The sequence below is a fragment of the Lacibacter sp. MH-610 genome (assembly GCF_045780045.1).
In the GTDB taxonomy this organism is placed as follows: Bacteria; Bacteroidota; Bacteroidia; order Chitinophagales; family Chitinophagaceae; genus Lacibacter.
The window spans coordinates 3,577,422-3,589,789 of record NZ_CP116002.1 but is presented as its reverse complement, the minus strand read 5'-3'; the positions used below and the strand labels follow the sequence as shown (position 1 = coordinate 3,589,789).

Annotated in this window: 10 protein-coding genes; 6 read left to right on the top strand and 4 right to left on the bottom strand. The window is 41.0% G+C overall.

Annotation, left to right across the window (positions count from 1 at the left end; translation table 11 throughout):
• Positions 1-3 precede the first annotated feature (3 nt).
• Complete coding sequence (locus tag PDL71_RS16475; protein ID WP_407523074.1) at positions 4-765, top strand: EI24 domain-containing protein; 762 nt, start codon at positions 4-6, stop codon at positions 763-765.
• Positions 765-1,460 (top strand): SAM-dependent methyltransferase, encoded by a 696-nt coding sequence (locus PDL71_RS16470; protein ID WP_407523071.1) that lies wholly within the window; start codon positions 765-767, stop codon positions 1,458-1,460. The genes PDL71_RS16475 and PDL71_RS16470 overlap by 1 nt, the downstream gene beginning before the upstream one ends.
• Here PDL71_RS16470 and PDL71_RS16465 read toward each other — a convergent pair.
• The 3 genes from PDL71_RS16465 to ade form a co-directional block, all read right to left on the bottom strand.
• Complete coding sequence (locus tag PDL71_RS16465) at positions 1,457-1,828, bottom strand: hypothetical protein (protein WP_407523068.1); 372 nt, start codon at positions 1,826-1,828, stop codon at positions 1,457-1,459. The two genes, PDL71_RS16470 and PDL71_RS16465, sit on opposite strands and share 4 nt — an antisense overlap.
• A gap of 84 nt (positions 1,829-1,912) precedes the next feature.
• On the bottom strand, positions 1,913-2,116 hold the full coding sequence (locus PDL71_RS16460) for a hypothetical protein (RefSeq protein ID WP_407523065.1): 204 nt from the start codon (positions 2,114-2,116) through the stop codon (positions 1,913-1,915).
• A gap of 97 nt (positions 2,117-2,213) precedes the next feature.
• The gene (gene ade, locus PDL71_RS16455) at positions 2,214-3,878 is read right to left on the bottom strand and encodes an adenine deaminase (RefSeq protein ID WP_407523063.1); all 1,665 of its coding nucleotides are present in this window, start codon (positions 3,876-3,878) and stop codon (positions 2,214-2,216) included.
• Positions 3,879-4,063: 185 nt separating this feature from the next.
• Between ade and PDL71_RS16450 the strand changes: the two genes are divergently transcribed.
• From PDL71_RS16450 to PDL71_RS16440, 3 genes are all read left to right on the top strand, one after another.
• On the top strand, positions 4,064-4,813 hold the full coding sequence (locus tag PDL71_RS16450) for a hypothetical protein (RefSeq protein WP_407523060.1): 750 nt from the start codon (positions 4,064-4,066) through the stop codon (positions 4,811-4,813).
• Between the two features lie 68 nt (positions 4,814-4,881).
• Entirely contained in the window at positions 4,882-5,607 is a 726-nt protein-coding gene (locus tag PDL71_RS16445; RefSeq protein ID WP_407523057.1) for a hypothetical protein, read from the top strand.
• Between the two features lie 136 nt (positions 5,608-5,743).
• A complete protein-coding gene (locus tag PDL71_RS16440; RefSeq protein WP_407523054.1) occupies positions 5,744-8,818 on the top strand; it encodes a WD40/YVTN/BNR-like repeat-containing protein in 3,075 nt (1,024 codons plus the stop codon).
• A gap of 53 nt (positions 8,819-8,871) precedes the next feature.
• Here the strand turns inward: PDL71_RS16440 and PDL71_RS16435 are convergent, their stop codons facing one another.
• Complete coding sequence (locus tag PDL71_RS16435) at positions 8,872-11,379, bottom strand: DUF5916 domain-containing protein (RefSeq protein WP_407523051.1); 2,508 nt, start codon at positions 11,377-11,379, stop codon at positions 8,872-8,874.
• 429 nt (positions 11,380-11,808) lie between these two features.
• On the opposite strand from PDL71_RS16435, the gene PDL71_RS16430 reads away from it, so the two are divergent.
• Positions 11,809-12,324 carry a fasciclin domain-containing protein gene (locus tag PDL71_RS16430; protein WP_407523048.1) on the top strand — a complete coding sequence of 172 codons (516 nt, stop codon included), beginning with the start codon at positions 11,809-11,811 and terminating at the stop codon, positions 12,322-12,324.
• Positions 12,325-12,368: the final 44 nt, after the last annotated feature.

The window sequence follows — 12,368 nt, the reverse complement described above, 5'->3', positions numbered from 1 at the left end:
GATTTGCTGAAAGAACTGGTCATAGCAATACAGGCTTATTTCCGTGCACATGATTTTATTCAGCGGCACAAGTTATGGAAATGGATATTGATTCCGGGGTTCATCTATGCACTCCTGTTCAGCGGCGGTATTTATCTTTTCTGGACCACCACCGGCGATTTCCTGGATTGGTTGTTTAATGTAGTAGGCATCAAACGCTGGCTGGATGCCATGAATAATAGTTTCCTCAACTTTCTGTTCATCTTTGGTACTATTATTTTTCAGCTCATCCTCATGTTCTTTTACTTTTCACTGTTTAAATACCTGTTCCTCATTGTGGGTTCGCCGGTATTTGCTTATTTAAGCGAAAAAGTGGAGAGCATCATTGAAGGCAAAGAATACCCCATCAGTTTACAGCAACTGCTGAATGATATTGTAAGAGCAGTTCGTTTGGCCTTACGTAATACATTGTGGCAAACTGTGTACACCATCAGCATCTTATTGTTTTCATTAATTCCGGTAGTAGGCTGGATCAGTCCGTTGGTAGCTTTTATGGTGGAATGTTATTACTATGGTTTCTCTATGATGGATTACAGTGCAGAGCGTCATAAATTATCTCCCTCACAAAGTATTGAATTCATCGGGCAGCGCAAAGGATTGGCCATTGGCAATGGTATGGTATTTTACCTGATGCATTTAATTCCGTTTTTAGGTTGGGTACTGGCTCCTGCTTATGCAGTTATTGCTGCTACTTTAAGTTTGTATCATCAAAATGATGAACCCTGATGGCTACTGTTTTTTTAATACCTGCTCCTTTGGATGAGGAACACCTGGAACCGATTCCCGCTTATATTTTGCAAGCTATAAAATCCTGTAAGGTATTGTTTGTTGAAAACGAACGCACTGCCCGGCGCTATTTAAAAAAACTCGATCGGCAGATTGTGATTGATGATTTTATATGGCATACCATTCATAAAGCCGAGCAGGAAGTACAACAGCATTTTATCAACGCCATCAAACAGGATCAAACCATTGGCATCATCAGCGAAGCCGGTTGCCCGGGTATTGCTGACCCCGGCCAGCTATTGGTTGATGTGGCACATAAACAGGGAGCTGTGGTGAAACCATTAGTGGGGCCAAGTTCTGTCTTATTGGCTTTGATGGCCAGTGGCATGAATGGTCAGCAGTTTGCTTTTGCGGGTTATTTGCCGGTAGATGAACAACAGCGGAGAAAAAGATTGATGCAGTTGGAAGAACTATCAGCCAAACAAAACAGCACCCAGGTATTTATAGAAACACCTTACAGAAATAATCAATTGCTGGATACGATTTTAAAATCCTGTAAACCGAACACAAAACTCTGTATTGCTGCCGATCTCACAGGTGACAAAGAGATGGTACAAACCAAGACCATTGCACAATGGAAAACCCAAAAACCGGATTTGCATAAACGGCCGGTTATTTTTTGTTTGATGGGTTAGGGGAGTTCTTCCAGTTTTACACTATCTACAATATAGGCTGATTCACCCCGCCAGGGCAGTGTTCCGTTTTTATTATTGTAATGTACTGTTACCATGCGGCCCTGTAACAGTTCCATTTGTTTGGCAATCTGTTCATTGGTAACAGAAAAAAGAAATTTTTCACTGGCAAGCGCTACGTTAGCATTACTGCGTATGCTGCTGAGAATCATTTCTCCTTCATAGGTTTTAAAAATGGTGCCTTTGTGTGAAAATTTCTGAAGCAGTCCGCTGCGGTAGCCGGTGCTGTAGGTAAAGAAATATTTCCAGTAGATAAAAAGGGCGAGCCCGATAACTAAAATGAGGCTGAAGATACCCACAAATCGTTTCATGTGTTAAGCGTTTCAGCCTCAAAATAATGCATTAATCTGACATTGGAAATTCAACGAAGCGAGGGAAGGCCTTAAAGGGCCGGATTAATACCAAAGGGCATGGAGATTATCTTCATCTTCCTGTTGATTTAAAACAACACCCCGACGAAGCGTAAAAACCTGTTCTAAAACCAAAGGATCTACCTGGAAATTGCGGTCAATGAATTGTTTGAATGCTTCTATGAGCAATTCTGTTTCGTGTTTGGAAAGATCCACCACGGCTTCAATGTCCTGTAATAACTTTTCCATTTTGGTTGGTTTAGATGAGGAATGGAAATGCTAAACAGCGATGGATTTATTTTGTTTGCTTTTTTTCAAAAAAAGCGGAAGATTTCTTCCACAGTTTTTACACAAGCTGAAAGGCGTCTCCGTCAAACAAGCCGCAATCACTCAGTTTTAAATGCGGTATTACCAGTAAGGCCATAAAAGAAAGTGTCATATAAGGAGCTGATAAAGAAGAACCCATCTCTTTGGCCAGCCGGTCAAGCCGACTGTAATCAGCAGCTATTTTATAACCATCATCAGCGCTCATTAACCCTGCCACAGGTAAGGGAAGGATATGTTCACTATGTTCGTCTGCAGCACTCACTCCACCGTTTTCTTTGACAATGAGGTTCACGGCACGGGCAATACTTTCAGCATCAACACCCACGGCAATAATGTTATGACTGTCGTGTGCTACCGATGAAGCAATGGCTCCTTTTTTTAAACCGAAGTTTTTTACAAAGCATTTAGCTACAGGCGCATTTTGATAGCGGTTTACCACCACCATATATAATAAATCTTTTTCTGTATTGGCATTGATAATACCGTTGTTAACGGAGAAGGATGAAATCGGTTCTTTGAGTTTATTGGTAATAATCTGTCCGTCCAGCGCTTCTATCACATATACCTGTTCAAAATTTTCTTCATCAGCAGTACCAAAACGGTTAAGATTGAATTCAAACTCATGAACCGTTTTTTCATCACAATGAAATTGATTAATAGCGGTTGCTTTTTTTGTTTGAATCAATGATTGGCCGTTTTCAGCAACCAGCATACCCTGTACATAAGTTTGCAGTACTTTAAATTGATGCAGGTCTTCCACCACAATAAAATCAGCAGCATCTCCGGGGCGTAACAATCCGGTATTGGTATTATAATGTAATACGGGATTTACACAGGCAGCCTGCAGTACATCAAAAACATTTTTGCCTTTTGCCACAGCCCTTGCACAAAGTTGGTTAATATGACCTTCCACTAAACTGTCAGGGTGTTTATCATCACTGCAAAACATAAGCATGTGTGCATGTGTATCTATCAAATCAATGAGCGCCTCAAAGTTTTTGGCCGCACTGCCTTCACGGATGATGATCTTCATTCCGGATTTTAATTTATCCAGTGCTTCTTCAGCCGTAAAACATTCATGATCGGTACTGATGCCGGCCGCTATGTATTGGTCTGATAATGGAGGACGCAGCCCGGGTGCATGTCCATCCACCGGTTTGCCTAACTCATGTGCCGCTTTTATTTTTTTCATCACCTCTTCATCACCATGAAGCACACCGGGAAAGTTCATCATTTCACTCAGGTATAATACATCATCTCTTTCAAGTAATGTTCTTACATCCGCAGCAGTAAGTGTGGCACCGGCGGTTTCAAAGTTTGTAGCAGGTACACAACTGGGAGCACCGAAATTGAATTTAAACGGAACGGTTTTGCCGTTCTCAATCATAAACTCCACACCTTTCATACCACATACATTTGCTATTTCATGGGGATCACTGATGGTGGACACCGTACCATGTACCACCGCCAGCTTTGCAAACTCTGAGGGCACCAGCATAGAGCTTTCAATATGCACATGTGCATCTGTAAAGCCTGGTAGCACAAAAGGTCCAGGCAGCGGTTCACTTGCCGGGGCCAGATTTTTTATAGCGGCAATCTTTCCGTTTTCTACCACTATTTCCCCGGTAAAGAAACTGCGTTCAAAAATGTTTACAATCGTACCTGCAACGGTAAAAGCACTCATAACGTCCTTGTTTGGATGGTTGAAAAGAGCCGGCCAATTTAATCGAACAAAACAATTTTTCGTTGGCAGCCCTGTCTTACATTTGTTTGGCAATAATACTCTATAAAATGAAATGCTCATAAAGGATACCGGCTATCTTCGATTGAAAACAGGTATCCTGCGGAGTACACACAAAAAAATCAGAAATGAAAAAGATTGCTTTGCTTTTATTCGCAGCAGCGGGGTTTGTTTCAGTAAAAGCCCAAACCGCTGATGAAATCATCAACAAACATATAGAAGCAATGGGCGGTAAAGCTAAATTGCTTTCTATCAAGAGCATTTACATGGAAGGAACCAGCGTGATGCAGAACGGTACAGAAATAAGCCAGAAAACATGGAAGGTAGATGGCAAATTATACCGCCAGGAAATTAACAGCGCCATGTTCAATTTTGCAATGGTGGTAACAGATAAGGAAGGCTGGCGCCAGAATCCCCGTAATGGCGGAGCTTTTGAACCAATGACACCTGAGCAGGTAGCTAATATGCAGGTGCAAATGGATTGTGCCGGGGCCTTTGTGGATTATGCAGCTAAAGGGCACAAGGTGGAGTTGATAGGCAAAGAAGATATAGAAGGCGTGGCGGCTTATAAAATCAAAATCACTTATAAAAGCGGACAGGAAGCCAGCTTCTTTTTTGATGCGGCTACTTATTACATTATACGCATGACCGGCCGTGGCGGTGGTATGGGAATGGGCGGCGGTGGAGGCCGTGGTGGTGCCGGAGGCGCTGACCAGGAACGCAGTACCGACTTTTCTGATTTCAAAAAAACAGAGGATGGTTTTGTCTTTCCCTTTAAAATAACACCATTAGGAATGGGCGGCGGTATCTTTTACGAAAAGATTGAAGTAAACAAACCGGTAGACCCCAAGGCCTACAAACCTGAAGTAATGCAATAAAAAAATTCAGGGCACTGTAACATATTCTTATTTTCAACTACATATCAATCACAAAAACTCAAATGAACATGAAAACGCTTCGCTTATTCGCTTTATTCCTTACAGCTTCTTTCAGTTTAGCTGCTGTAAAGGCACAAACAGCCGATGAAATCATTAATAAACATGTGCAGGCTATTGGTGGTTTGGAAAACTGGAAAAAAGTAAACTCTGTAGTTCAAACAGGTTCAATGACCGTACAGGGTATGGAACTCAATATTACCATGACAGTTTTGAACAGTAAAGGTTCCCGCCAGGATATTAATGCAATGGGGATGAACAATTATATCATCATTACCCCCAATGAAGGCTGGCGCTTTTTTCCTGTACAAGGCCAACAGGCTCCGGAAGCAATGACGGCTGATGATGTAAAAGAATCACAGGACGGACTGGATGCACAAGGTATATTGGTTGATTACAAAGCTAAAGGTCATGCAGTTGAACTGTTAGGTAAAGAAGATGTTGATGGTACAGACTGCTTTAAACTTAAAATAACACACAAAGGTGGTAAAGCAGACACTTACTTTATTGATGCGTCTTCTTATTACCTTGTAAAATCAGTAAGTACTTTGAAGGCAAACGGCCAGGAAGCGGAGCTTTCTACCAGTTACAGCAACTATCAAAAGTTGCCCGAAGGTATTGTGGTACCTATGAGTATGAACATTCCTTTAGGCCCCGGTTTTAATGTAGATCTTACTATCTCAAAAGTTGAAATCAACAAAGCAGTGGATGAATCCATCTTCAAACCTGCTAAGTAATAAAACTTTAAATATTCTCCGCCCTGACTGAAACGTCGGGGCTTTTTTTCAATCACTCTTTTTGTACATAGAGCTGTAAAATTTTTTCAATCCATTATTCGGTTGTTGAAAATTTTAAGCCAATAACAAGTTGTATATGAAACCGATTCTTTCTATTGCTTTTATACTGCTTACCGGGGCGCTCTCAGCACAGGTGAGTATCAATGCTTCCACCTTTGGTATGATGGAAGCCCGGCAGATTGGCCCTGCTACTATGAGCGGCCGCATCACTGATATACAAGGTGTAAATAATGACGGCGGAAAAACCATTTATATAGGAACGGCAGGTGGCGGTATCTGGAAAAGCACCAACGCAGGTGCATCCTTTAAACCGGTGTTTGATAAATACACACAAAGCATTGGTGCTATTGCTGTGGATCAGAAAAACCCCAAAATCATTTATGCCGGCACGGGTGAAAGCAATATGCGTAACTCTGTTTCCATTGGTGATGGCATTTACAAATCAACTGATGCGGGTGATAACTGGACCAAACTTGGATTAGACAGCACCGAACATATTTCCAAAGTGTTGATTGATCCTTCTAATTCTAACACCATCTATGTGGCAGCACCCGGTCCTTTGTGGAGTAACAGTACACACCGTGGTTTGTATAAATCAACAGATGCCGGCAAAAGCTGGGAAAAAATTTTATACATCAGCGATAAAGCAGGTGTGGCTGATCTTGAAATAGATCCCACCAATCCTAATACATTATATGCTACTACCTGGGAGTTCCGTCGTTTGCCTTATGCGTTTAACAGTGGTGGTAATGGTAGCGGTATGTATAAAAGTACCGATGGTGGTAAAACATGGAAAGAATTGTCAAACGGCTTGCCTAAAAAACCATTCGGACGTGTAGCTATTGCACTGGCACCTTCTGCACCTCAAAATTTATTAGCGATTGTTGAAAGTGAGAACACCGGTTTATACATTTCTTCGGATGGCGGTGAAAACTGGAAAGAACAAAGTGCAACTGATAACATCCGTTCCCGTCCGTTTTATTTTTCAACCTTGGAAGTAGATCCTAAAGATCCCAAGCGGGTGTATCGTCCTGCAACTTCATTTTCATACTCTACTGATGGAGGCTATTCCTTTGCTGAAGCCAGCAATGAAGGTGGATGGGTGCACAGCGATCATCATGCATTATGGATCAATCCTGATAATACAAACATTTTATACTTAGGTACTGATGGCGGCGTATATTTTAGTTTAGACAGAGGCGTTACCTGGAAGTTTTGTAATAACCTGCCCGTAGGTCAGTTCTATCATGTGAGTGTAGATGCACAGGAGCCTTACAGAATTTACGGGGGGTTACAGGATAACGGCAGTTGGTATGCACCAAGTGCTGTACCCGGTGGTGTGCTTAACGGAGATTGGAAAAGTGTTTTTGGAGGTGATGGATTTTGGGTGCAGCCCGATGCTTTTGATGCGTCTCTTGTATATGCAGAAGCTCAAGGCGGTACGATGGCACGCATCAATATGAAAAATGGTACGACTGTTTCCATAAAGCCGGAAGCAGTTACAGGTGATGAAAAACTTCGTTACAATTGGAATACGCCTATAGTGATTGGTGCCAAAAACAAAAGAAACTTATATACCGGATCACAATACCTGTACAAGAGTACAGACCGTGGTACCAACTGGACAAAAATTTCTCCTGATTTAACGACTAATGATAAAAAGAAACAGGAGCAGGAAAAAAGCGGTGGTTTAAGTATGGATGTTACAAGCGCTGAAAATCATTGTACCATTTTTACCATTGCAGAAAGTCCGCTGGATGAAAATATGATTTGGGTGGGTACTGATGACGGCAACCTGCAACTAACAACGGATGGAGGTAAAACATGGACCAATATGGCAAACAACTATGCTGCTGCAGGTATACCCAAACAAACCTGGGTAAGCAGTATTGAACCCAGCATGTTTGATAAGAATGTAGTATATGCTACGTTTGATAATCACATGTATGGAGATCATGCAACTTATGCCGGTGTAAGTACAGACATGGGTAAGACCTGGAAGAAATTTGAAAGCAAAGAGTTCACCGGTTTTGCACACAAGATCAAGGAAGATGTTGTAAATAAAAATCTCATGTTCCTTGGAACGGAGATGGGATTGTTTGCAAGTGTTGATGGTGGTAAAGAATGGTTCCGTATGAAAAATAACATTCCCTGGTATTGTTTGGTGCGTGATATTAAAATACATGAACAAACAAATGATTTAGTACTGGCAACGCATGGCCGCAGCATTATAGTAGTGCCGGATATATCACCAATGCGTGCCATTACACCGGAACTGGCCGGTAAAGAAATTGCTTTCCTCAACGAGAAGCCCATTACATTATCCAACGGAAAATATGGCGGCCAATTTCCCAATGCATCGGGCGATTGGAATGGTGGCTCACTTTCAGGAAATATCACACCTATCCAGTATTATTTAAAAGACCGTCCTAATTCAATTACAATGGAAGTATATGATAAGGATGGGAAATTGGTTCAGAAATTGTCGCCCACTAACCGCCGTGGTTATAACAAGGTTTCCTGGAACCTGCGTGGTATTCCTCCAAAAGTTGCTAAAGGTGGCAATAGCCGTGAAATTGGCGGAGCCATAGCACCACAGGTACTGCCCGGTGATTATATAATCAAAACCAAATTAAACGGTAAAGAGTACGCACAAACGATTACACTGGTGCATGATGCTACCAATAAGGATTTTACACTGCAGGACCGGGAGCTTCAATACAATACCGGCATGGAGTTACGTGGAATGCATGAACGCCTGGCTAAACTGGTTGACAGCATTCTGGCCACACAGAATTTTTTGAAAAAGAATATAGACTCTATCCAAAATATAAAAACCAAAAAACTTCTGCAGGAGTACTGGGATAAACTGGAAACATTACGTTTAACACTGGTACCCCCGGTAATGAAAGGCACCGGCGATTTAATACGTTTGCGTAATGAAATAACAGATGTATATGTGGCTGTAATTACACAGGAATCCAAACCGGGTAATTTACAACTGCAGCGTGTACAAATACTCAAAGCGGAGATAGAAAAAGCGGAGCAGCAAAATGCAGCCTTGCAGCAACAGTTTCAAAAGAAAGCAATAGATGCAATCTTAAAAGAAAGTTCAAGACGGCCTACAGTGAATGTACCGTCTAAGAATTAAAGATGGTTACAGAATAAATAAAAAGAGCGGCGCCTTTGGCGCCGCTCTTTTTATTACGAGTGTTTTGGTTTTCGCTTCAGTTGCAGGTAATCGAGGAAGTAAATCACTTTCAAAGAAAGATTATTGTTTTGATCACTTTCCAATGTGTTGCCGAAATTTTTAAAATAGTTCTGCTCAATAAATGAATCCTGTGTAAAGATGGAGTTCTTCCATACAACATTCAGGAAACTGCCGGGAGCAAACTGCCAGGTATAAACCATATCAATGTTGAAGAAGTTTACATTGCGGTTCATATTCTTATTGAAGGAAGGATTAGCAGTAAGTAAACCGTTTTTCTCCAATGTAAAATATTCTTTATTGTCCACACTGCTCAGGTAATGCCGCATACGGAAGGTAAGCCACATCATATTAGTGAAGCTGTATTTTACATTCAAAATATTTTCAATAGTGTTTACTTTCCTTCTTGCAAATACAACAGTGCCGTTATCAAGAGCGCTGAAACCAATATTATTAAAACGTGGTAAAAAGTTCAAACGGTTGCTTACGGATAATTTGTTATTAAACCGGTACGTTTGATTGGTTAATACATCTACGCCCTGTGAATTATAAAATTGGAAAATTCTCCTCGTAAACACCTGTGCGGAAAAAGAATACTTCTTTGCTTCATTACTGAAAACCCAGCCGCCTATTGCCAGGCTTGGCTTGCGGGTAAAATAATAACCGGTTGCACGTGGCTCATAAAAATCATTTTGCTTACTGTTAAAACCGATGAATGTACCAATCCACCATAATTTTTTACTCTGCACTTCAGCATTAAAATTCAAACTGGCATTTTGATAGGTTTCTTTAATGCCTTCAAAGGGAGTAAACAATTTGCTCACACGCCCGTTCATGTTCAGAAAGATGCGGTTGTACCAATCTTTCGGTTTAATCCATCTGTAATTAGCCCAGAAACCATGATCTAAAAAATTGTTATTTGTAAAATAACCAAGGTCACGGTGTGTGTATTTGGTATCAGATAATTCCTGCCATACATTAAAATTTAACCGACCGCTGGTTTTACCAAAGCTCAGGTTATGATTGTAGCCGTTTTTGTTTTTGCCTTCCGGTAAATAACCTAACAGCTGACTGTAAGCCAACTTACCACTTACATTCCAGGTGTTTTTCTTATCGTTCAGGCTGAAAAGACCTGCGGTTACATTGGCATCATAATCATTGCCGCTCCGCATTACGTTCGTATTGATAAGTGAAATGCTGCTGTTATACTTCAATGTTTGATCCAGTACCAGTATGTTGTAGTTGGTTAACGGATCTGTTTCAATGGTTCTCTGTTCTTTGGAGTTGATATTTTCAATGGTAGCATGCTGTGCTTTGGTGATGGCATTTAATACACCAATACCTAGACCTTTCTGTGTACGTCCGGAAATTTTTGAAGCATTAATGAGTTTTGATTCCGTTGGGTTACGGATGATTTTTTCATTACTGTTGAGCTGGCCATATACATCATACAAATGAAGCGGCGAACCACCAATGCGGCGGGAGTAAAAAAGATTTCCTTTGCTGAACAGTTCTGTTCCTTCCGTAAAAAATGTTCTGTTTTCATTAAACTGAACTTCAAACGGCGTAAGGTTGAGCACCTGGTTATCACTTTGCACCTGGCCAAAGTCAGGGATCAATGTTGCATCCAAAGTAAACGCCTGGTTAATACCGTATTTCACATCCATGCCACCGTTCACCTGCGTGGTAGTGTTTTTGATGCCGGGTTGATTGGCAGGAAAATGATTGACATAAGTAGAGAAATAAGGTGAAAACTGTAAACGTATGGGCGGCTTAATATTGGTAAGTCCGTTCCAGTAACCTTCCTGTGTTAAAAAACCATTCACCGTGGGGTCAATAGGACTCCACATAAACTGTTGTCCTGTTTTTTGACGACGGCGGGTGATGTTAATGCCCCAGTCCTGCACTTCTTTTTTTCCAAAACGAATGGCGCCATAGGGAATAAACATTTCAAAGCTCCATCCATCTTCATGAATCTTAGCGCCGCTTTGCCACACAGCATTCCAGCTGAAATCTTCCTGGTTGCCATTAGGATTGGGAGCTACTTTCGCATCCCATTGTTCATTAAGCGGTGTAATAAAATATTCAAAACCGTTGAGGTTGTCTTTATACGTATCCAGAATTAAACCGATGAAATCATTGTTACCAAAACCATCTCTTCCTTTTAATTCAGTAGCAATGCTGTCTTTACTTCTTTCGTGCACATAGCCGCCAAAGTAAATACCGTCATCAGAGTACATGATGTAAGTAACGGTTTTTGCAGCAGCATCTTCGGGGGCGCCTACTGTAGGGCGAAACTCCACAAAGTCTGTAGCAATGGATGCATCCTTCCACGCTTCATCATTCAGTTCACCATCAATAACTATTTTTTGTGTCGTTCGTTTGGCTATAAGTTGCTTGGGAGGAATTTTACCGGTAAACTCCGGTTTGGGTTTTGCACTGGTTTGCGCATTTATACTGCACACAGTGAGCAAAAAGCCTGCAATAAGCGTTAGTTGCTTCATGATGATTGATAAGGTTTATAATCAAGAGTCGGTGTAAAAATAGAAATGTTGCATGCTGAAAAAAGGGAAACTTTGATGAAATGCACCGAACTATTGATGAAATGTTATACAGGTTTTCAATGTCAGGAACACAGCTTGATCAGTGGTTGATAACAGGGATGAGTTGTAAAAACAGGCACAAATAAATGTGAAGGTGGAATCACATGCATCCGGTAAGCAGATGTTAAAAAAATCAGGAATCTGGATGAACGGCAGTAAGGAACTGTTTTAAGGATCGGCTTTCTACTTGTTTTTTGTGGAATGCTTAATGTGGAATCAAGAGATTTCTCCCGCACAACTGCTAAAGTCTTCAAAACATAACAGCATTTTCAAAACCTTTTGCTCTGAATCCTGTTCATTAATGCTCATCAAAAAAATAAACTCAAGCGTATGAAAAAGTTTTTCCAGGCATCTGTTCTTGCAGCTGCATTTTTAGTAACTGTTGCGGCCGTGAAACAACAAAAAGATATTGTTGACATTGCTGTAAGTTCTCAGGCACATACAACCCTCGTAGCTGCTGTAAAAGCGGCTGATCTTGTAAGTACTTTAAAATCTGCCGGACCATTCACTGTGTTTGCACCAGTGAATGATGCTTTTGCTAAATTACCCGCAGGCACCGTAGAAAACTTATTAAAACCCGAAAACAAAGCAACTCTTGCAAAAATCCTTACTTACCATGTAGTAGCCGGTAATATTGATTCAAAAGCAGTAGTAGCTGCTATTGAAAAAGGAAAGGGTAAAGCCGTGTTAACTACTGTAAGTGGTGGTAAACTCACTGCTTCTTTAGATAACGGAAAAGTGAAATTAACGGATGAGAACGGAGGCACTGCCTTTGTTACAGCTGTTGACTTAAAAGGCAGCAATGGTGTGATTCATGTAATTGATGGAGTAGTGTTGCCTAAATAATCAGTCCCCCATTGATTATGAAGAGAGAACAATTTTGTTCTCTC